The following is a 21,078-nucleotide window of genomic DNA, read 5'->3' as shown; positions in this document are numbered from 1 at the left end:
TTTGTTTTTGTCATCGGAATGGGAGCATTTTTGTATTATGCGTATAAAAAATAAATCTTAAACCTATGGCAAACTCTTTTTACATTATTGACAAAATATTAAATTCCGATTCTAACTCCTTGCGATTTTCAAAGCCCTTTAAAACCTTATCTCTTTCTTTTTTAAACTCCATACGCAATAGGGAAAGAGTTGTTTGCGCTTCAAGGTTGCCTTTTCTTGCTTGTAAAATTAAAAATCCTAAATCGTATTTAGATTCCAACTTTAATTAAAACCCCAGCTCTTTATACAAAGACACCGCATATCTATCCGTCATAGATGCGATATAGTCCGCACACACGCGATGTGTTTTTTCACCATTTTGGATACGCTCTTGTAAATCCTTTGGCAGTAAATTAATATCCCCATTAAAACATTCATAAAGCTTACGCACACAGCGTTTTCCCATAAACATTTTTCTAGCAATTTCCTCGTGGTGATAGAGTGATTTAAACAGAATCTTTTTTAAAATTTTAATCTCTTTATCCATCTCTTTTGTATGCACAAGTGGCAAAGGCTCATCTGCATCGTATTGAAAACATTGTGGAATCTCTTGTTGAAACCTTGCGTTATTTTCTATAATATCATACACAAGCAAAGTGATTAAGCGCGAAGTGAAGCGGTGCCTAAAGATGGAATCCTTTTTTGTAATTTTCTCTTGCCCTTCCACATATTCTATCGCCCTATTTACAAGCGCACTACTACTCAAGCAATCAAAACTAATCAATCCATACTTAATGCCATCATCAATATCGTGGCTAAGATAGGCAATCTCATCAGATAAATCCACAAGAATCGCCTCTAGGCTTGGGTGAAACTCTAGCTTGAAAGTCACCTTAAGATTTGCATTTAAAAAGGGCTTCTCATAGGGATAAGAATGCTTTAAAATCCCCTCTAATGTCGCAAAAGTAAGGTTTAATCCATCAAAATCTTTGTAACGCTTCTCTAATTTTGTTACCACACGAAAAGATTGAAAATTATGCTCAAACCCATTTTTATATCCATATTTGCGCATCACTTTATCCAATTCATCTCCCCCTGCGTGTCCAAAAGGAGTGTGTCCTAAGTCGTGTGCTAGGGCAATTGCCTCTGCTAACTCCGCATTTAATCCTAAATGTGTTGCTAAAGTGCGCGCAATTTGACTCACTTCCAAGGAATGCGTTAAGCGCGTGCGAAAATAATCTCCGCTATGGTTTAAAAACACTTGCGTTTTGTATTCCAAACGCCTAAAATACGAGCTATGTATAATCCTATCTCTATCCCTACTAAAAGGATTTCTAAAGTCTGGATTTGCTGGATAAAAGCGTTGTGCGACAAATTCCATATTTTTGCCTTTTTTGTATTATTTTAGCGATTTTGCGTTAAGATTTGCAAAGATTTTTAAGAAAAGGAATATTATGCGAGTTTTTGACAATGACTTTTTTTATGTATTGCGTAAGCCCTTTGGAGAATACCAAACAAACTGCTATTTAGCCTTTAGCAAAACCAAAAATGAAGCCTTAATTATTGATCCGGGAATTGGCGCAAGCACTTGGGTGATTGACACGCTTAAAAGCACGGGGGCAACTCCCCTTGCAATTTTAAACACGCACGGGCATTTTGACCACGCGTGGAGCAATGCAGAGTTATTGGAGCATTTTGCAGAGATTCCTTTGCTTTGCCCCTACGAAGACGCCTTTATGCTAGCACAAGATTGCTTTAATACGGGACTGCCAAACTCAATTCCTACACTTTTAATTGGCGCAACAGAAAATGATAAAATCTGTGAAAAAACTTCCAACACAGACAATTTAGGGCGCAAAAACACCTTTAGCTATGGAGATTTTAACATCACATTTATTTGCTATCCCGGACACACACCCGGTTGTAGCATTGTTATTATTAGCCACAAGGACTCCAAAAAAGATTCCACAAATATAGAATCTAAAACAGATTTAAAATCTCTATCTCAAGGCAACGCAGTAATGTTTAGCGGAGATTTTATTTTTAATCGTTCCATTGGCAGAAGCGATTTTCCCTATTCATCGCACACAGCAATGAAGGCAAGCTTAGAGAAATTTTTAACCTTGCAAGAAAATATGCTCATCTTGCCCGGACACGGAGAAGCAACAAGCGTCCTACAAGAGCAAAATAACATTCCCTTTTGGCTACCACGCCTTTAATACTCGTTTTCATAAAACATAAATTCAAAGCATTGCGCTATCATTTGCGCACGCTGCAAAATCCCATAAGCAACTTCTCATCGCTAAAAATTTACTTCAAACTCTATTCAAACAAACCTAACCATATCTTAAAATACTCTCTAGGAAATGGTAACAACTCCAAATGCACTTTTAAGAGAGTGCTAGAATAATCGCCCTCTCCTATGCCATTTTCATCCACACGAAGCTTTGCATTTTTTCTACTAAAATAACCAAAAAATAGTCACGCACAAACTAATGCTTAAAGTTGATAATTGTTAAGATTTTAGTTAAAATAAATTTAAAACAAAGGGCAAAAAGTGGAAAATTATTTTAAACTACTTTATAGCATAGGCTACAAGCGGTTTTTTAATGAAAACGAAATCTTATTTCTTGAAGGGGAAGTCCCAAAAACCCTTTTGATTCTTTTAAGCGGAAAGGTTAGAATCTACAAATCCACACAGCTTACCAAAGATTTAGACCCTAGAGAAAAAACATTGCGCTATGTTACCGCTCCAAGCTTCTTAGAAGAAATACCAAGCCTTTTGCAACAGCCCTTTTCAACAAGTGCGGTTTGTACCAAAGATTGCGAAGTTTTAGAAATTAACCTTGAAACTTTACAAAAACAATGCGCTAAAAATCCACTCTTTTTTCAACAACTTATCGCTTCTCTTTGCCAAAAAATTAAATCCCTAGAAACATTAATTATGGAATCACATCTCAACTTAAAAGACAAGCTAATGTCCTTTTTACAAGACAATGCGCAAAACTTAAACGCACTCACACAGCGCGAAATTGCAAAGCATCTTAACACAAGCCCAGAATCACTCTCACGCACAATAAAAGAGCTAAAAACACAGGGTAGAATTGATACAAAAAAGGGGAAAATTATCTTTAAATAGCCTAAAAACTATTTTGAAAAAGAATACTCAAAGCATCAAATGCACTTAAAAATTCTCTTTTAAAATGCAATATAACAGCAGGCACAATCACAATAAGCACCGCAAAGGCAATAGTAATTTTCACAGGAAAACCAATGGCTAGCAAATTAAATTGCGGATGCGCTTTCATAATCATTCCAAAAATAATATCGCTGAGTAGAATTAATGCGATAATAGGAAAAGACATTGTAAGCCCAACTACAAAAAGATGTGAAAAAGATTTGATAATGTATTCAACATAATTTTGAGAATATATAAAACCACCTAATGGAATCTCTTTGACACTCTCACTTACAAAATAAAAAAAGAGATGATGGTAATCAAGCCCTAGCATAATTAAAAGTGCAAGAAGCGTTAAAAGCTGCCCCACAATAGGCTTTTGCGCACCTGTTACAGGGTCATAAGCATTTGAGATTGTTAAACCCATCGCAAAAGAGATTAACTCGCCACCAAAAGAAATCATAGCAAACACAATTTGTAGCACCATAGAAGCAAGAAACCCTAGCATAATCTCTGAAAGTCCTGCAATAATAAAGCGTAAAATCGTCCAATCAACAGGTGGCACAACATCAAGAATGGGAATGAATAAAATCGTTAGGAAAAAAATCAATGCACCCTTTAGCTGTGCGGTAATGAGTTGATTTTCAAAAAAAGGAAAAAAAGCGATAATCCCAGCAAAGCGCAAAAGTAAAAGTAAGAAGTTTGCAACATTACCTTCTGTTAAGTATGCTAAAAGCTCCATAAATCTCCAAATCTTAACTTTAGTTAAGTGTGTTTAACGCAGTGTTCTCAAGTCTATAAGCATACATTGCCTTTTTTGCTAAAATAGGATCGTGCGTTGCGAAAATCAGCAAGGATTGCGTGAATTTCACATAATCAAAAAGGAGTTGCATCACACTAAATGCAGTTTCTCTATCTAAATTTCCTGTTGGCTCATCTGCAAAAATGATTTTAGGACGCTTTGTTAAGACTCTAGCAATAGATAAGCGTTGTTGTTGCCCGCCACTTAGCGTGCCTACACTTTGGGATAAAATCTTAGAGATTCCAAATAGACTTAAAATCTCTTCATCAATCTTTTCTCCGCTTAAAAGTGTGGCAACTTCTAGGTTTTCTTGCGCACTAAATCCAGAAAATAAATAATGGGATTGAAAAATGATTCCAATATCATTGCGACGGAGTGAGAGAAGTTTGCTTGAAGGGAGCGTGTAAATGTTATGATTAAGCATTCTAACTTCACCACTCTGGGGCTTTAAAAAGCTTGATAGGATATGCAAAAGCGTGCTTTTACCACTTCCACTAACCCCCATAACAGAAAGCGTTTCCCCAGCATCTAATTCCAAAGAAACATTTTCTAAAATGGGCTGTTCATAGCCAAAAGAGAGATTTTCAGCTACCAACATAAACCATATTAGCCAAGTTGTGCTGCAACTTCATCGGCGAAATTACAAGCTTGCTTTTCAATGCCTTCACCAAGTTCAAAACGCACATATTCTACCACTTCAATAGAATCGCTGAGTTCTTTTGATTTATCTGCTAGCACTTGTGCGATTGTTTTTTTATCATCCATTACGAAAAATTGCCCAAGTAGCGTTAATCTTTGATCTAAAATTGTGGAATCTGCCTTAAAACGCTCCATTTGACCCGGAAGGATTTTATCCCAAATTGCCTCTGGCTTACCTTGGGCTTTAAGCTCTGCTTTTAAGACTTCTTCTTGCTTTGATAAAATCTCATCTGTTAGCTCGAGCTGACTAATGTATTGTGGAATCTTATGCAAGGGCTTGCCAAGTCTTTTTAGCTCCTCATTTTCCTTCTCAAGCTCCGCAATAATCGCAGTTTTTTCAGCATTCACAAAGTCTTTGTCAAAAGAATGGTAAGAAATCACTTTTGGCTTCATTGCCGCGGCGTGCATACAAAGATTTTTTGTAAGTTCTGCTAGCTTTGTAGTGCTTTCTTCATTTTGGCATTTAAGTGCGATAATCACGCCAACACGCCCATTTGAATGCACATAAGCATTCACAATTCCACTGCCTTGTGCTTGCACTTTTGCAATTCTTCTAACAACGATATTTTCGCCGATTTTTGCAATCTGTGTTTTTAGATACTCTTCAAACTTCGCCCCATCAAAATCTAAAGAATGCAACTCTTCAGCAGTTGAAACATTGGAATCTTGCACCATTGCAATGGTTTTTGCGCTCAATTCTTTAAAGCCATCATTTTTTGCAACAAAATCTGTTTCAGAGTTAATCTCTGCCATACTTGCCTTTTTAAAATCGCTTGAAACTTGAACACTAATTGCACCCTCTGCTGCAACCCTATCTGCCTTTTTAGCGGCTTTGCTTAAGCCCTTTTCTCTTAAATATTCAACAGCTTTCTCTAAGTCGCCACCAACTTCTACAAGAGCTTTTTTACAATCCATCATTCCCGCATCTGTCATCTCGCGGAGTTGTTTTACTAATTGCGCGCTAATTTCTGCCATAAATTCTCCTTATTCCGCACTTTGAGCGTTTTGTGTGAAGTCTCCTTCACTTATTATTTCTTCACGCATTGCTTCTTCAAGCACTTCTTGTTTTTCTTCTTCACTAGCTGGTGCTGCTTCTTCACTAGCAATAACTTCACCGCCAGCAATCGCACGCCCTTCAGTAATCGCTTCTGCCATTTCTTTGCAAAAAAGCTGAATAGAACGAATCGCATCATCATTTCCCGGAATTGGATAATCCACAGCATCTGGATCACAATTTGTATCAAGCGGTGCAACAACAGGGATTCCAAGTATTCTAGCCTCTGCAACAGCAATTTTTTCCTTTGCTGCATCAATGACAAAAATCATATCAGGGGCTTTTTTAAGGTGGCGCACACCGCCAAGATATTGCGTTAATTTCTCTTTTTTACGCAAAATCATTAATTTTTCTTTCTTTGTTAAAAGATCAATTTGCCCGCTAGATTCCATTTCTTCAATGATTTCAAGCTTGCGGATAGATTTTCTAATGGTTGAAAAGTTTGTGAGCATTCCACCAAGCCAACGGTAATTTACATACGGAGCTTCCACACTCTCTGCATATTGCTTTAGCGTCTCACTTGCTTGCTTTTTTGTTCCTACAAAAAGAATCGTTTTGCCCTCTGCTGCTGCATCACGCACGATATTATAAGTGTAACGGAAGTAGCGCAAAGTCTTTTGCAAATCAATAATATGAATATTTTTTCTTACGCCAAAAATGTATTTTTTCATTTTTGGATTCCATCTTCTTGTTTGGTGTCCAAAATGCACACCACATTCTAAAAGATCTTTCATTGTTACCATAATTTCTCCTATTGTGTTTTGGTTTTCCCTCCACGCTCCATAACGCAATGCGCAACCTAACTAGGATTAGCGTGTGTGAGTTGATAAAATAAAAGGGTTTGATTTTACTGAAAGTTTATTTAAGTTTAGCTAAATTTAAAGAAAGAATAGATGTAAAGTTGGAATCCAACTTTTAAGTTTAAGCATTAATAAACTCCGCAATGTTTTTTAAGATCCCTTCTATTAAAATCTCTTTGCTCTCTTCATAGCCCCACGCATTATGCGGTGTTAGCACAAGTTTGTTTGCAATCTCTTTATCAAGCAAGGGGTGATTTTGCGCCATAGGTTCTTTAACAAACACATCAAAGCCTGCATAAATTTCACGCTTTTTTAGCTCTTTTGCTAAGTCCTCTTCATTCACGATTCCACCACGCCCAGCATTAATGACAATTGCTCCCTCTTGTAAAAGCCCTAAATTACTCGCATTAAGTAAGTTTTGTGTGCTAGGATTAAGCGGTGCGTGGATAGAAAGAATTTGCGATTCCTTTAACAATGTTTCTAAAGCCTTATGGGGATATTCTGCATTGGTGTTTTTCCCGCTTGTAGAATAATAACTCACTTCCGCACCAAAGGCACTTGCAAGCTTTGCAACATTTTTCCCAATATTACCTAAGCCTATAATCCCCCATTTTTTTCCTGCAATTAAATGCAAGGGGTAAGAAAGATTCACAAATAAAGGATTCCTAGCATATTCCCCACTCTTGCAATACGCATCATAAAAGGGTAGTTTTCCACTAAGAGCAAGCACCATCATTAGCGTGTGTTGCGCCACACTTTGCGTGGAATACCCTGCAACATTTTTCACTAGGATTCCAAACTCTCTAGCAGCCTCTAAATCCACATTATCCATTCCTGTTGCTGTAATGCACACAAGCTTTAAAGAATCCTTTAAAATCTCTAAAATCTCCCTATTTAACACAACTTTATTGGTTAGCACTATTGCAGCACCCTTAGCGCGCTCTAAAACCAAACTTGCTTGTGTGATGCCAAATTCTACATATTCAAAGCGTTCTTTATACATTTCTAATTGCTGTTTTAAAGTATTCTTGCCTAAACTCAATCCATCTAAAAATACAATTTTTTCCTTACCATTTTGCATTTGCAATCCTTGTGCGTTATAATTTCAATCCATTTTACCAAAATAAAAGAGACAAAATGCACAATCCTTCTAAAATCGTTTCAATCCTCCTTGATGCACTCCCTTATATCCGCTTTTTTCGTGGTTCAAAGATTGTCATTAAATACGGCGGTGCTGCACAAATTAACCCTGAGTTAAAAGAGCAATTTGCTATTGATATTGTGATGCTTTATATGTTAGGGATTAAGCCAATCATCATTCACGGCGGTGGGAAGCGCATTAATGAACTCCTTGATGCACTAAAAATTCAAAGTGAGTTTATAGAAGGACTACGCGTAACAAGCATTGATGCACTAAAAATTGTTGAAATGGTGCTAAGTGGTGAGATTAATAAAGAAATCACAGCCTTTTTAAATTTCCACGGCGTTAATGCGCTAGGCATTAGCGGTAAGGACGCTTCATTGTTTCAAGCAATCCCAAAAGATAATGGAAAATATGGTTACACCGGCGAGATTACCCAAACCAATGGCGAAGTCATTAATAATCTCTTAGCACAAAATTTTGTTCCTGTGATTGCTTCTATTGCTTGCGGTGAGGAAGCAGGACATCCGGGATTTAATATTAATGCGGATTCTGCTGCAAGTGCTATTGCAATTGCCACAAATGCTAAAAGGGCAATTTTTTTAACAAACACTAAAGGTGTGCTAGATAAGAGTGGCAACATCATAGAATCCTTAAATATAGCACAAACACAAGAACTATATACAAACGGAACAATTAGCGGTGGAATGCTTCCTAAAGTTCAAGCGTGTTTAGATTGTGTCAGAAATGGTGTAGAAAAAGCACACATCATTGATGGTAGGATTCCACATTCCTTACTTTTAGAGCTTTTTACAAGTGCAGGAATTGGCACAGAATTCACAGCAGAATAATACTTAAACATTAAAATACTCAAACTCCATTAAATCACACTAATAATTAAGCTATTATTAAAAAAATAATAGTAATATTCTTTATCATAATCAAAACCAAAAAGGAAACGCAATGAAAAAATTGTTTTTATTCGCACTTATGCTGTGTTCATCAATGCTTTTTGCAAATGAACTAAACATTTACTCCACTAGACATTATGACGGGGATTTTGAAATCATCAAAAGATTTGAGGAGCAAACAGGAATCAAAGTTAAACACACGCAAGCAAATGCTTCAGAGTTGATTAAAAGACTCCAACTTGAAGGTAAAAACTCTCCTGCTGATATTTTTATCACTGCTGATGTTTCAAACCTAACAGAAGCCAAGAATTCAGGCGTTTTAGCCCCTGTGAAGTCTAAGTTTCTTAATGACACCATCCCTGCGCATTTAAGGGATAAGGATAATCAGTGGTTTGCCATCACAAAGCGCGCTAGAATCATCGCTTACAACAAAAACGCAAACACTGACATAAGCCGTATGAAAAACTACGAAGACTTAGCAAAGCCAGAGTTTAAGGGGCAAGTTTTAATGCGTAGCGCAACAGCACCTTATAGTAAGACTCTACTTGCATCTATCATAGCCAACGACGGAGAAAAAAAGGCAAAAGAATGGGCTAAAGGCTTACTAGATAATCTTGCCACACCGCCAAAAGGAGGCGATAGAGATCAGGCTAGACAGGTTTTTGCAGGAGAGGCTAAGTTTGCCGTGATGAACACCTATTACATCGGGCTTTTGAAAAATTCTAAGAATGAAAAAGATGTAGAAGTGGGTAACGCACTTGGAATCATCTTCCCTAATCAAGATGGGCGTGGGGCGCATATTAACATAAGTGGAATCGCAATGACAAATTCTAGTAAAAATAAAGAAGCGGCGCAAAAGTTTATGGAATTTATGCTAACTCCTGAGATTCAAAAAATCTTAACAGATGCTAATTTTGAGTTTCCTGTAAGAAATGATGTAGAAGTGAGCCAAACGGTAAAGGATTTTGGAAAGTTTAAAGAAGACAAAATTCCTGTAAGTAAAATCGCTGAAAATGTTAAAAAAGCGGTAAAAATTTATGATGAAGTCGGCTTTAGATGACTTTAAAGGCACTAAAAATAGGGGCAATTTTACTTGCCCTTTTTATGCTTCTACCTGTTATTAGCATCTTTATAGAACTTTTTTACATTCTGATTCAAAGTTTCAATTCCCAAAATTTAACTGAAATTGTAACCATTAAAGAAAATTTGGCGCATTTTTTTAATTATTTATTTTTGAAATTTGTTAAAGATACCTTTATTGTTACAATTGGTGTTGTAATCTTAAGCTTATTTTTAGGATTAACAACAGCTTATTTAATTGCGAATTTTAACTTTTATTTTTCCAAAGTCTTAGAAAATATTTTAATTCTTCCCTTAGCAATCCCTGCTTATATTTTGGCATTTGTTTATGTTGGAATTATGGATTTTAATGGATTTTTTCATAATACCTTTGGAATTAGGATTGATTTTTTCAATATTTATGGAGTGATTTTTGTCTTAGCCATTTCTTTATATCCTTATGTTTATCTCTTTGCAAAAACAAGTTTTAAAACCGAAGCAAAAGAAGTCTATGAATTAGCAAAAATCTCGCATTATACAGAATTTAAATTTTTCCGCAAATTTGCCCTGCTTATTGCTAGACCTGCAATTTTAGCTTCCATTATGCTAATTGTTATGGAAACTTTAAGTGATTATGGTGCTTCAGCTTATCTAGGCATGGATACTTTCTCAGCAGGGATTTTCAAGCTTTGGTATGACTTAAGCGATTCTTATAGTGCAAGCGTTCTCTCTGGTTTTTTAATGCTATTTATTTTTTTACTTATGTTTATTGAATACCAATATAAAATGAAAAAAAAATATAGTTTCAACCAAAATTTAACACATTCTCTACCCAAAAGGAGATTAAGCCGTATCCAACAAATTTTTGCAAGCCTATATTGCTTAATCATTGCAGCTGTTGGTTTTATAATACCTTTTATTTGGCTAATATTTTGGGCATTAAAAGACGAAAAACTCTTACAAAGTGAATTTTATATCATAGCATTTAAAACACTTGCACTAGCTTTCTTAAGCGCATTAATCATTGTTGCACTAGCTTTATTTTTAAGCTTTATAGCAAGAATTGTAAAAAATAATCTTTTAGCCATTTTTATTTTAAAAACAAGCTCTCTAGGGTATGCAATACCCGGAGCAGCTATTGGTATTAGCATAATGATTGCTTTTATATTTTTAGACAAAATCAGTGGGACTTCTCTCTTTGGGCAAAGTTTAGTTGTCCTTGTTTTTGCTTATATCATACGCTTTTTAGCCACAGCAATTTACTCTTTAGAAAGCGGTTACACAAAAATCCATCATTGCATAGATGAAGCAAGCTTACATTTAAAGGTAAGTTATTGGAATCTATTTTCTAAAGTGCATTTGCCTTTATTAAAACATTTTTTACTCTTAGCATTTATTGTTGCATTCATTGATATTGTCAAAGAACTTCCATTAAGTCGCATCCTAGCACCCTTTGGGTTTGAAACACTCAGTGTTAAAGCTTTTTGGTATGCAACAGATGAACGCATTTATGATGCTGCCTTACCCTCACTTTTAATTGTGCTTTTATCGCTATTAGCACTTATGATTTTTACAAGGAAAAATGATGTTACAACTTAGAAATTTAAAAAAGAGTTTTGGAACTAATAATGTCCTAAATAATTTATGCTTAGATTTAAAAAAGGGAGAAATTTTAAGCATTCTAGGGGGGAGTGGTAGTGGAAAAAGCACACTATTGCGCATTATTGCGGGTTTAGAAGAAGTTTATGAATGCGATGATTTTAAATGCCCTAAAAAAGTTTCTATGATGTTCCAAAATTATGCTTTATTTCCGCATCTTAATGTGGAGCAAAACATTCTTTTTGCCCTGCACGATTTTCCAAAACAAGAGCAAAAAAAGTGCTTACAAGAATTATTACAAACTTTTGAAATTGAAAGTTTAAAATTAAAAAATATTAGTCAAATTTCTGGCGGACAGGCTCAAAGAGTAGCTTTTGCAAGAGCTATGTCTAGGGGTTGTGAGTTATTACTTTTAGATGAACCTTTTTCTAACCTAGATCAAGGATTAAAAAGTGAATTAAGAATGGAGTTAAAAAAACTCATTAAAAATCAAGGCATATCCGCCATTATGGTAACACACGATATAGAAGATGCCTATTGTATGTCAGATAAAATTGCATTATTAGAAAAGGGAAAAATCATAGATTATAACACTCCAGAAGATCTTTATTTTCATCCTAAAAATAAAATGAGTGCAAAGATATTGCCCAACTTAAACATTGTAGAAGAAGCACTTGATTTAAAGGATACATTCCTAGCTTGGATAAATTCTAAAGGCGGAATCTTTGGTTACACAGAAATAGAGCTTAATGGAAAATTTGAAGCAGTTGTTGTAGAAAAAGAATTTTTAGGTGCTTTTTATCGTTTAAAATTAAATTATAAAAACATTTTATTTTTTATGCTAGTAAGTTCAAGCCACATCATAAAAGAAAAAGTTTATTTTCAGCCCATTAACTTTAATGGAGAATGATTCAAATTTTTCTCGCTTTTAAATACGCTCTCCTTGGAGCAGGATAGCCCTCAAGCGTTCTCTCCCCTGTGGAATCTAAAAAGTCTTCTAGCGATTCCTTACTACTCCATTGTGTTTTTCTCTGCTCATCAAAAGTGGTTTTTAAAGTTGTAATATGTAAAACCTCCTTAAATCCACAAGATTCTAGCCAATTTGTAAAAGTCTTAAGAGTAGGGATAAAATACACATTAGGCATTTTTGCATAACGCTCCTTTGGGCAGAGTGCAATTTCACCATCCCCTTCAAGAATAAGACTATCAAACACCACTTCACCACCCTTTTTAAGAGCGTCATACACTAACTTTATGGAATCTAACGGGCTTTTTCTGTGATATAGCACGCCAAGGCAAAGCATTACATCAAAAGAATTTGTAAAAAAACCTAGCTCCTCAATCCCTAAAAGTTCAAAGTTTAAACGCACTTCCTTAGCAAAAAACTGCAAAAACTGATATTGCAAAAAGCATAAAGGCATAGGATCAAAGCCTACACAAGCTTTAGGATTTTGCGCTAGCATTCTAAACATATAATAGCCATTGTTACAGCCTATATCACCAATCATTTTATCCTTTAAATCCAAATGTGGTTCTAGCAAATTATACTTTATCGCGCTATTCCACTCACTAAGGATTTCTAAACCATTGATTTTAAAAGGACCTTTGCGCCAAGGAATCAATGCCCTAGCCACTTCACAAACTAATTCAAAAGATTCTGTGCTAATGTGTGGAATCTCTATTGCAATACTATTTTTATAAAAAATTTTAATGTCTGTTAATTCAGACATTGGAATCGTATTTAAAGATTCCAACTTTTTTTGTAAAGGCAAAATGTGTTTAAAGGTTAAGGAGCGATTGCGTGTAATTCTTGCTTGCTTTAGCATCACCAAACTTCTTGTTCTTGCTGCTGTTTTAAAACTTTATCTTTATAAATGATATTATCTGGACACACTTCGTGGTATTTGCCCTCTGCATCGTAATAATAGCGTTTTTCATCCCAATAAGAATTAGAAATTCCACAAGCATTTTGATAAAAGCAACCACTAAAGCCAATAGCGATAAAAAGAGAAAAAAGACTTGTTTTAATCCACATTTTTTGCCTTATAATTTTATGTGGAAGTGTATAATGTGAAGCAAAAGAAACTGCTTAAAGTTGGAATCCAAAAAGGATTCCAACTCAATTTTAAGGAGATTAAAATTAGAATTAGAATTAGAATTTGTAGTTATAGCCGATGTATAGCCCTAAATTTGTTTGTTTAAGCTTTCCTGCATCTTCTACTTTATACGATACTTGATCTGCTTTAAATCCCACTTCAATCTCACCTGCTCCAATTTCATACAACGCACCAAGTTTTGCGCCATAGATAAAATGACTTCCTGAAGCAGATATTGTGCTAATATATTGCACATCAGTTGTAACTCCTGTAACATCAAAATTAGCAATAGCAACCCCACCATAAACACCCACAACAGCTCTAGTGTTTGTAGCAATTTCTGGGGTAATATCAAAACCCACTAAAAACTTATGCACATTAATTTCTGCTTCCTCTATCCATTCGCCATAATTATTTACATACCCATAATTGCCTTTAGCCTTTGTTACATAATTGTATGCACCATAGGTTCTAAAGTTTGGAGTGAATCTATATCCCATTTTGATTCCAAATGCTGGCACATTATCTTTTAAAGAAATATCATCTCCTTTAAACTTACTATTTATCATTCCACCTTCTATCCCCACAAATGCTCCGCTTTCATTTGCAAGTGCTACTGAAGCTACAAGGCTAAGCCCTACGCCTAAAATTTTTTCATTAGTTGCATCACTAACTCCTTTTTATTGAATTAAATTATTATCATAAGTTGAATGCAGATTCTATATTTTTTAAAATATTTTTTCAACTTATATCAATAAGGTAAAATTTGCTAAGTGATGCGCAAATCAAAGAAATCCATAAAATCATCGGCAAAAATGTTGCAAAAATTCGCAAAGAAAAGAAATATTCCCAACTCAAACTCTCTTTAGAAATGGGGCATAACTCTGTAAGTTTAGTTAGCTTTGCTGAAATTGGATTAAAAGGAGCGCATTTAATATTGAACATTTATTACAAATTGCTTCTATTTTAGAGGTAGATATTACAGAATTTTTTAAAGACATTCATTTATAAAGATTTTATCACTTACATTTAAAGCTGTGCTACAATTCAAGTGCATTCTATTTTATGGAGTTTTTATGAAAATGCTATTACTTTTTTCACACACATTTTTTAAGGATTCTAAAGTCAATAAAGCATTGCTAGAATCCTTTTTCAGTTTCCGCTATTTTGGTTTAGCACACCAAGTTTAATGAAAGAATGGCAAGCAATTTAGCATTATCACCACTGCTGGCGGCGATGAGAAAAGTTATGATGGACATCACGGATATAGCCTTGAAACTCTACTTTCCCCCATTTATCATTCTTTTGCTTATTTAGGTTGTAAGATTCTGCCAACTTATTGTATTGACAATGCTAATGCTGAAAAACTCCCTACAAAAGAGTATTTATTACACTTAAACAAAAATTAAATAACTTTTTCTTCTTTCTTTTGGATTAAGCGCACAATATTTGGAATATGCTTGTAAATCACAATCACAGCGATTAAAACCAAAGGCGTGTGCGTGCTAATATGTGGAATCTCTGGGTGAAGGATGAAGCTAGAAGCTATCCCTACAAGCAACCCTAACAAAGATGCAAGAGAAGAGATTTTTAAAAACCTCCCCACTAAAAACCATACTATTAAGCCTAAAACTGCTTCAATGGGTAAAAACACGGCAATCACACCAACCGTTGTTGCCACGCCCTTGCCCCCTTCAAGTTTCAAAAATAAGCTAAAGCAATGCCCAAGCACAGACAAAAACGCAAGCATCCATTGTGCTTCATAACTAAGCCCTACAAGCTTTGCAATTCCAATCACTAGTGCACCTTTTAGTGCATCACTTAACATTGTAAGAATCGCAACTTTTTTTGCAAGCTTTGGATTGCTTTGTTTTAACGCACGCAAAACATTAGTAGCCCCTATGCTTCCACTCCCTACTTTTCTAATATCCACACCGCCTAGATATTTTCCATACAATAACCCAAAAGGGATTCCACCTACTAAATACGCTAAGACATAAAAGATTCCATTAATACTAGTAAAAAAGTCAATAATACCTGATAAAAAATACATTATAATCCTAACTATATATCTAAATGCTTCACATCTTTTGCGTGCGCTTGAATATACTCACGGCGTGGTTCTACTTCATCACCCATAAAAAGAGAAAAGACATCACTAGCAGTGCTATCATCTTTAATTTCTACGCGAATTAAACGGCGATTTTCTGGAGTCATCGTTGTTTCCCATAATTGTTCAGGGTTCATTTCCCCCAAACCTTTATAGCGTTGGATATACGCCCCTTTTTTACTACTCTCTTCAATCTTTTCTAACATTGCAATAGGATCTTCACCCTCTAAAAATGAAAAATCTCTCTCTTGCATTTTTCTATACACATAACGCGCTTCTTCAAAAAGCGGATGAGCAAAGAGTTCATCATCAATTTTAATATCCACTAAACCAGAATCCGTTTGCACATACAAATGAATTTTTTCTTCATCAATGGTTTGATTTAAAATATTAAAATTTAATGCTGTGATTTGTTCTTTAATGATTTGATTTAAAGCATCATTTTGAAGTGCAATAACATCGGGATTTTCAATCAAAAACTTCACAATTTCAATGAGTGAAAAGCGTTTTTTAAGATTTTGCAATATTGTGCGATAATGCGCTGTGATTTTGAAAAATTCCATTAAATCTTTATTTCCAATTCCACTAAATGCAAAATTTTCAATCCCATTTTCAATTAAATATTCACTCAAAGCCTTTTCATCTTTTAGATAAATCTCTTTTTTGCCCTTTTTAAAACGATAAAGTGGCGGCTGGGCTATGTATAAGTATCCTGCTTCAATAATACCCTTTAAATAACGGAAAAAGAAAGTCATTAAAAGAGTTTGGATATGGCTACCATCAACATCAGCGTCTGTCATTATGATGATTTTATTATACCTTGCTTTTTGGATATCAAACTCTTCGCCAATCCCACAACCAAGCGCGGTGATAAGGTTTTTAATTTCTTCACTTTTTAAAATTTTATCAAGGCGCGATTTTTCCACATTTAAAATTTTCCCCCGCAAAGGTAAAATTGCTTGATACACTCTATCTCTCCCTTGCTTTGCTGAACCCCCTGCAGAATCCCCTTCTACTAAGTAAATCTCACTAATGCTAGGATCTTTGCTTTGACAATCTGCAAGTTTTCCCGGGAGTGTTCCTACACTAAAGGATTCCTTTTTACGCGTAAGTTCCCTTGCTTTTTTTGCCGCTTCTCTGCCCCTTGCTGCAAGCAAAGCTTTTTGCATAATTGCCTTTGCTTCATTAGGATTTTCTTCAAAATATTTTGAAATCTTTTCATGGGTGAGTTTTTGGACAATGGGTTTTACAAAGGTGCTTCCAAGCTTGCCCTTAGTTTGTCCTACAAATTGTGGGTCAATCACTCTAATTGAAACAATCGCAACAAGCCCTTCTCTAATATCATCGCCTGTAATTTTGGAATCCTTTTCTCTAGCATTAGCATTGGCTTCAATGTAATTCATAATTGTTCTTGTAAGCCCTGCTCTAAAGCCTGCTTCGTGCGTCCCACCTTCACTTGTATTAATGTTATTAACAAAACTTAAAACTTTTTCATCAAAGCCTTCATTGTAAGTTAGGGCAATCTCAACTTCTACATCTTCATCTTTGCCTTCAAAACTTAAAATGCTTACAAGGGCTGGCTTTTTATTAATATCTGTGATGAATTGTGATAAACCCCCTTCAAAATGATAAATTTCGCTAAATCCATCGCGTTCATCAGTAAAATGAATTGTAATTTGATGATTAAGATATGCAAGTTCTTTGAAGCGTTTTTTTAAAATTTCTTTGTCAAACTCTACCACTTCAAAAATGCTAGAATCTGGGATAAACTCAATGGTTGTTCCATTTTCTTTTGTTTCACCGATAACTTCTAAGTCATTTTGTGGAATCCCTTTTGAAAAATCTTGGCGATAGATTTTATTATGCTTATAAATTGTCATTTGTAGCATTGTGGAGAGTGCATTAACAACAGAAACACCAACGCCGTGTAAGCCCCCTGAATAAGTCTTTTGATCAAACTTACCCCCTGCGTGTAGAATGGTTAGTGCAACCGTTGCTGCAGGGATATTTTCTGTGGGGTGGATATCAACAGGGATTCCGCGTCCATTATCTGTAATCTTTGCTCCCCCATCTTTTGTTAAAATCACATCAATTTTAGTGCAATATCCTGCCATTGCTTCATCAATACAATTATCCACAACTTCATAAATTAAATGGTGTAAGCCATTTGTGCTTGTATCACCAATATACATTCCTGGGCGTTTTCTAACCGCTTCTAAGCCCTTTAAAACCTTAATACTTTGGCTTGTGTATTCTAAATCTTCCATAGAGTCCCTTAAAGTATAATTGGCATAATAACTGTGGAAAAGTTTTCACTCTTTAGAATAAAGGGTTGATTTTTACCATTTAATATCCAAGTGAAAGTAGCTGTGTGAATCTGTGTTAAAAAGTCCAAAACATGGCGGGAATTTATACCAATTTCTATTTCTTCATTAATGGGTAATTCAATTTCTATTTGTGTTTTTGCTTCAGAATTATCTTGACTTAAGGATTCAAATAAAATTTCTTGTGCTTTAAAAGTCATTTTAATGTCATTTGTTACAGAATTAATGACTTTAATCCCTTCAATGATACTTGCTTTTGAAATGTTTAATTCTATTTGCATATCTTTTGGCAGAATCTTTTCATAATCTGGGAATTTTCCATTAATGAGATGGGAGAAGAAAACATAATTTTGAGATTTAATGATGACATTTTTTGTGCTATAAAATAGTTCTACATTGTCAAAAAATAATCTTTGGATTTCTGTGATTGCTTTTCTTGGGAAAATTAGAGAGAGATTTTTGCCTGAGGGTTTGTCAAATTTAATCATTGCTAAACGCTTAGTGTCTGTGGCAATAAAATTATAAGAATATTCTTTAATGTCTAAAAGTGCGCCGTTTAATTCTCTTCTTTGATTATTTATATCAATAACAGGAAAAATTTTTTTCATTGAAGTAATAAGTTCTAAGGAATTGATTTCTAATTTAGGTAGATTTTCAAATTCTGGAAAGCTTGGAAATTCTTGTGCATTGAACATTGGGAGTTTAAAGGAACTTTTGTTTTGTTTAATGTGGAGATTTTCATTATTTGTGTAAAGATTGATTTCTCCTTCTTTTAAGCGTTTAATAATATCTAGGATTTGTTTTCCATTAACTGTTGCAATACCTTCTTCTTTAATATCTGTGCAATCTGTAATGGTGTAAAGTCCCATTTCAAAGTCTGTTGCTTTTGCAATGAGTTGATTATTTTTAGTTTCTAAGTAAATGTGAGAAGTGATTTGACTGGAATCTTTTTTATCTAAGAAAGGTTGTAAAGATGTGAATACATTATCTAAGATACTATTTGGAATTGTAATGTTCATATGCAATCTCCTTTTATTATTTTTAAATTTTAGAAGTATTAGTAGGGGGGTTGAATTGTTGAATAACTTCTACAAGCTTCTAAAATTAGGGTTTTTATTGTGTGTAAATGTTATTTGGATATTTCACATTAATGCACAATTTTAGCAAAAGTTTGTTTGTGTCGTGTTTAAAGAAATTACTTTATTTTATTTTTGATTTCTTCAATAATGGTTTTAAAGTTTTGATTTTCGTTAATTTCATTTTGGATGCTTTTCATTGCTTTGCTCACTGTGCTATGGTCTTTCATTCCAAAGTAATTTGCAAGGTAGGGCATTGAATTTGGTGTAAGCGTGCGTGCTAAATAAATTACAATTTTACGCGCTGTTACAATGTTTTTAGAGCGGCTTCTACCTTTAATATCTGAAGGTTTAAGATTATAGTATTTTGAAACAGTTTCAATGATAGAATCCATATCTACGCTTTCTTTAGATTCTTTAATGTATTCTTTTAAAATATCTTTAACAAAATCAAGACTAATTTCTTGGATATTTGTAACATTCATTGAGAAGTTGAGTTTTACCAAAACACCTTCAATTTCACGGATGTTATCATTAATGTTTGCTGCAATAAAATTAGTGATGGAATCGTTTAAATGGATTCCATCTAATTCACATTTTGCGCGGATAATGTTAATTTTAGTTTCTAATTCTGGAGGTTGAATATCTGCTAGAAGTCCGGAGGTAAAGCGTGTTTTTAAGCGTTCTTCTAAACCATTCATATTTTTTGGGGGGCGGTCAGAAGTTAGCACGATTTGCTTATTATTTTCTTTAAGTTCATTAAAGGTGTGGAAAAATTCTTCTTGAATTTGATCTTTACCACTTAGGAATTGAATATCATCAATGAGCAAATAATCACAAGCGCGGTATTTTTGACGGAATCGTTCCATTGTGTTATTGCGGATGTGTAATAAAAAGTCATTTAAAAATTGTTCACTTGTAGTGTAAATGACATTTTTTCCTACGCTGACATTTGCATTGCCAATTGCGTTTAATAAATGCGTTTTACCAAGTCCAGTGTTTCCATAAATGACTAAAGGATTATAACTTGTACTTTGGTTTTGTGCCACCGTTTTTGCAACATTAAAGGCAAAAGTATTAGAATTACCTACTACAAAAGAAGCAAAGGTAAATGAAGGATTGAGATTTGAAGCAGAATTTTGTTTGCGAATATTGGGCTTGTTTTCTTTCTTTTTGTTAGGATTTGATACTTCTATAATGACTTCGGGTTTAAAACCACTATGCGTCTCAAAAAGATATGCAATTTTATTAGCATATTTTGTTTTTATCCAACTTACTATAAAAATATTGGGTGCATTTAATACGATTCTATCATCACGGGAATATTTTTCATTATAGGATAACTGACTGATATAGTTATCAAATTCAAAAGGTGTAAGTTCATTTTTTAATTGTAAAAGCACAGAATGCAAGAGACCTACCAAAGTTATTTATTAAGAATCTAAATTTACTTAAAATTATTCTATAAATTTTTATATTAATTCAATATTAAATTTTTAAAACTTTGCTCTTTTTTTGAAAACCTTTTTATACCCCTTTAATACGCATTTACAAAGCCTTTAATGGCTCATAATCTTTAAAACTATTGCCCTTACGCTTTTTATAGGTAGCTTCTCTTAAGCCCCTATTTTAAGCACTTTTATTAACCATTACACCCAAAACCTTTATAATCAATGGACTTTTGTGATAGATTTGTGAAATGCTTCAAGCTCCCTTTTACTAAGCATTTAGAAGCCATTTAAGGGCATTTTGTGATGTTTTAAACCTTAAATATGTAGATGAAAATGAAATGATTCTAAGGTTGGATTTTCATTTCTAAAAACTTCATAAAGCATTTTAACTTTCTTAAAAAATCTGTACTTAATTATACAGAGTCACTCATTTTTTACCTTTCAGTCCTATATAAAGTCTAATAGTAGTTTTTTAAAAAGTTACCTAAAGGATTCCTTCCCATCTTACAAACCACCACTCCAATTGTTTTAAAAAAATAAATTGTGCTCCTTATTCTAGTAACCTTAAAATTAAATTTACAGCCTCAAACATACTGCTGCAATCTTAAATCTCATAACAATTAATAATTGCCTTGATTAACTTTGGATTTTAATTTCTTTTTTTAACCCTATAAAAATAATACAATTCTAAAAGACAAGAATAAAGTAAGAACAAAGATTAGTAAATGTAGCACACAAGAAAGAATCTCTTTTAACACATTCTATTACACTCTCATCTCCGCACCGTCCTACTTTACCA

General features: G+C 34.2%; 21 protein-coding genes and 1 pseudogene. 8 read left to right on the top strand and 14 right to left on the bottom strand.

Features of this window, described 5'->3' with window-relative positions; genetic code table 11:
* Positions 1-79: 79 nt before the first annotated feature.
* Together MRZ19_RS02380 and MRZ19_RS02375 are read right to left on the bottom strand one after the other, a co-directional pair.
* Positions 80-259: a hypothetical protein gene (locus MRZ19_RS02380; RefSeq protein ID WP_291029941.1), complete on the bottom strand. Its 180-nt coding sequence runs from the start codon at positions 257-259 to the stop codon at positions 80-82.
* 6 nt (positions 260-265) lie between these two features.
* Positions 266-1,360 (bottom strand): deoxyguanosinetriphosphate triphosphohydrolase, encoded by a 1,095-nt coding sequence (locus MRZ19_RS02375; RefSeq protein ID WP_291029939.1) that lies wholly within the window; start codon positions 1,358-1,360, stop codon positions 266-268.
* A gap of 73 nt (positions 1,361-1,433) precedes the next feature.
* On the opposite strand from MRZ19_RS02375, the gene MRZ19_RS02370 reads away from it, so the two are divergent.
* Positions 1,434-2,198, top strand: a complete 765-nt coding sequence (locus MRZ19_RS02370; RefSeq protein ID WP_291029938.1) for an MBL fold metallo-hydrolase — start codon at positions 1,434-1,436, stop codon at positions 2,196-2,198.
* A gap of 338 nt (positions 2,199-2,536) precedes the next feature.
* Positions 2,537-3,118, top strand: coding sequence for a Crp/Fnr family transcriptional regulator (locus tag MRZ19_RS02365; RefSeq protein ID WP_291029935.1), 582 nt, complete (start codon positions 2,537-2,539; stop codon positions 3,116-3,118).
* A 1-nt stretch (position 3,119) separates the two neighbouring features.
* Here MRZ19_RS02365 and fliR read toward each other — a convergent pair whose 3' ends face one another.
* From fliR to MRZ19_RS02340, 5 genes are all read right to left on the bottom strand, one after another.
* On the bottom strand, positions 3,120-3,899 hold the full coding sequence (gene fliR / locus MRZ19_RS02360) for a flagellar biosynthetic protein FliR (RefSeq protein WP_291029933.1): 780 nt from the start codon (positions 3,897-3,899) through the stop codon (positions 3,120-3,122).
* Positions 3,900-3,918: 19 nt separating this feature from the next.
* On the bottom strand, positions 3,919-4,557 hold the full coding sequence (locus tag MRZ19_RS02355; protein ID WP_291029931.1) for an ATP-binding cassette domain-containing protein: 639 nt from the start codon (positions 4,555-4,557) through the stop codon (positions 3,919-3,921).
* Positions 4,558-4,565: 8 nt separating this feature from the next.
* Positions 4,566-5,633, bottom strand: coding sequence for a translation elongation factor Ts (gene tsf, locus MRZ19_RS02350; protein WP_291029929.1), 1,068 nt, complete (start codon positions 5,631-5,633; stop codon positions 4,566-4,568).
* Positions 5,634-5,642: 9 nt separating this feature from the next.
* Positions 5,643-6,455, bottom strand: coding sequence for a 30S ribosomal protein S2 (gene rpsB, locus MRZ19_RS02345; RefSeq protein ID WP_291029927.1), 813 nt, complete (start codon positions 6,453-6,455; stop codon positions 5,643-5,645).
* 178 nt (positions 6,456-6,633) lie between these two features.
* On the bottom strand, positions 6,634-7,593 hold the full coding sequence (locus MRZ19_RS02340) for a D-2-hydroxyacid dehydrogenase (RefSeq protein ID WP_291029925.1): 960 nt from the start codon (positions 7,591-7,593) through the stop codon (positions 6,634-6,636).
* A 56-nt stretch (positions 7,594-7,649) separates the two neighbouring features.
* On the opposite strand from MRZ19_RS02340, the gene argB reads away from it, so the two are divergent.
* From argB to MRZ19_RS02320, 4 genes are all read left to right on the top strand, one after another.
* Positions 7,650-8,504, top strand: a complete 855-nt coding sequence (gene argB, locus MRZ19_RS02335) for an acetylglutamate kinase (protein ID WP_291029923.1) — start codon at positions 7,650-7,652, stop codon at positions 8,502-8,504.
* 112 nt (positions 8,505-8,616) lie between these two features.
* Positions 8,617-9,624 (top strand): Fe(3+) ABC transporter substrate-binding protein, encoded by a 1,008-nt coding sequence (locus MRZ19_RS02330; RefSeq protein ID WP_291029921.1) that lies wholly within the window; start codon positions 8,617-8,619, stop codon positions 9,622-9,624.
* Positions 9,621-11,222 carry an iron ABC transporter permease gene (locus tag MRZ19_RS02325; RefSeq protein WP_291029919.1) on the top strand — a complete coding sequence of 534 codons (1,602 nt, stop codon included), beginning with the start codon at positions 9,621-9,623 and terminating at the stop codon, positions 11,220-11,222. The genes MRZ19_RS02330 and MRZ19_RS02325 overlap by 4 nt, the downstream gene beginning before the upstream one ends.
* The gene (locus MRZ19_RS02320) at positions 11,209-12,132 is read left to right on the top strand and encodes an ABC transporter ATP-binding protein (protein WP_291030031.1); all 924 of its coding nucleotides are present in this window, start codon (positions 11,209-11,211) and stop codon (positions 12,130-12,132) included. Before MRZ19_RS02325 ends, MRZ19_RS02320 begins: the two co-directional genes overlap by 14 nt.
* A 1-nt stretch (position 12,133) precedes the next feature.
* On the opposite strand, the gene cmoB is transcribed toward MRZ19_RS02320, so the two are convergent.
* The 3 genes from cmoB to MRZ19_RS02305 all read right to left on the bottom strand — a co-directional run bounded on the left by cmoB (position 12,134) and on the right by MRZ19_RS02305 (position 13,968).
* A complete protein-coding gene (gene cmoB / locus MRZ19_RS02315) occupies positions 12,134-13,048 on the bottom strand; it encodes a tRNA 5-methoxyuridine(34)/uridine 5-oxyacetic acid(34) synthase CmoB (protein ID WP_291029917.1) in 915 nt (304 codons plus the stop codon).
* Positions 13,048-13,257 (bottom strand): hypothetical protein, encoded by a 210-nt coding sequence (locus MRZ19_RS02310; RefSeq protein ID WP_291029915.1) that lies wholly within the window; start codon positions 13,255-13,257, stop codon positions 13,048-13,050. Before MRZ19_RS02310 ends, cmoB begins: the two co-directional genes overlap by 1 nt.
* A 117-nt stretch (positions 13,258-13,374) precedes the next feature.
* Positions 13,375-13,968, bottom strand: coding sequence for an outer membrane beta-barrel protein (locus MRZ19_RS02305; protein WP_291030029.1), 594 nt, complete (start codon positions 13,966-13,968; stop codon positions 13,375-13,377).
* Positions 13,969-14,084: 116 nt separating this feature from the next.
* Here MRZ19_RS02305 and MRZ19_RS02300 point away from each other — a divergent pair, with 116 nt between their 5' ends.
* On the top strand, positions 14,085-14,288 hold the full coding sequence (locus MRZ19_RS02300; protein ID WP_291029913.1) for an XRE family transcriptional regulator: 204 nt from the start codon (positions 14,085-14,087) through the stop codon (positions 14,286-14,288).
* A gap of 219 nt (positions 14,289-14,507) precedes the next feature.
* Positions 14,508-14,727 (top strand): annotated as a pseudogene (locus tag MRZ19_RS08530) (NAD(P)H-dependent oxidoreductase).
* On the opposite strand, the gene plsY reads toward MRZ19_RS08530, so the two are convergent.
* The 4 genes from plsY to dnaA all read right to left on the bottom strand — a co-directional run bounded on the left by plsY (position 14,724) and on the right by dnaA (position 20,240).
* Entirely contained in the window at positions 14,724-15,371 is a 648-nt protein-coding gene (gene plsY, locus MRZ19_RS02295) for a glycerol-3-phosphate 1-O-acyltransferase PlsY (RefSeq protein ID WP_291029911.1), read from the bottom strand. The pseudogene MRZ19_RS08530 and the gene plsY sit on opposite strands and share 4 nt — an antisense overlap.
* Before the next feature lie 11 nt (positions 15,372-15,382).
* Positions 15,383-17,695 carry a DNA topoisomerase (ATP-hydrolyzing) subunit B gene (gyrB, locus tag MRZ19_RS02290; RefSeq protein ID WP_291029909.1) on the bottom strand — a complete coding sequence of 771 codons (2,313 nt, stop codon included), beginning with the start codon at positions 17,693-17,695 and terminating at the stop codon, positions 15,383-15,385.
* 8 nt (positions 17,696-17,703) lie between these two features.
* A complete protein-coding gene (dnaN, locus tag MRZ19_RS02285) occupies positions 17,704-18,771 on the bottom strand; it encodes a DNA polymerase III subunit beta (RefSeq protein WP_291029907.1) in 1,068 nt (355 codons plus the stop codon).
* A 176-nt stretch (positions 18,772-18,947) separates the two neighbouring features.
* Positions 18,948-20,240, bottom strand: coding sequence for a chromosomal replication initiator protein DnaA (gene dnaA, locus MRZ19_RS02280; protein ID WP_291030027.1), 1,293 nt, complete (start codon positions 20,238-20,240; stop codon positions 18,948-18,950).
* Between the last annotated feature and the right edge of the window lie 838 nt (positions 20,241-21,078).

Source organism: Helicobacter sp. (assembly GCF_022770205.1).
Lineage (GTDB): Bacteria > Campylobacterota > Campylobacteria > Campylobacterales > Helicobacteraceae > Helicobacter_D.
This window is presented reverse-complemented; position numbering and strand designations above follow the sequence as displayed.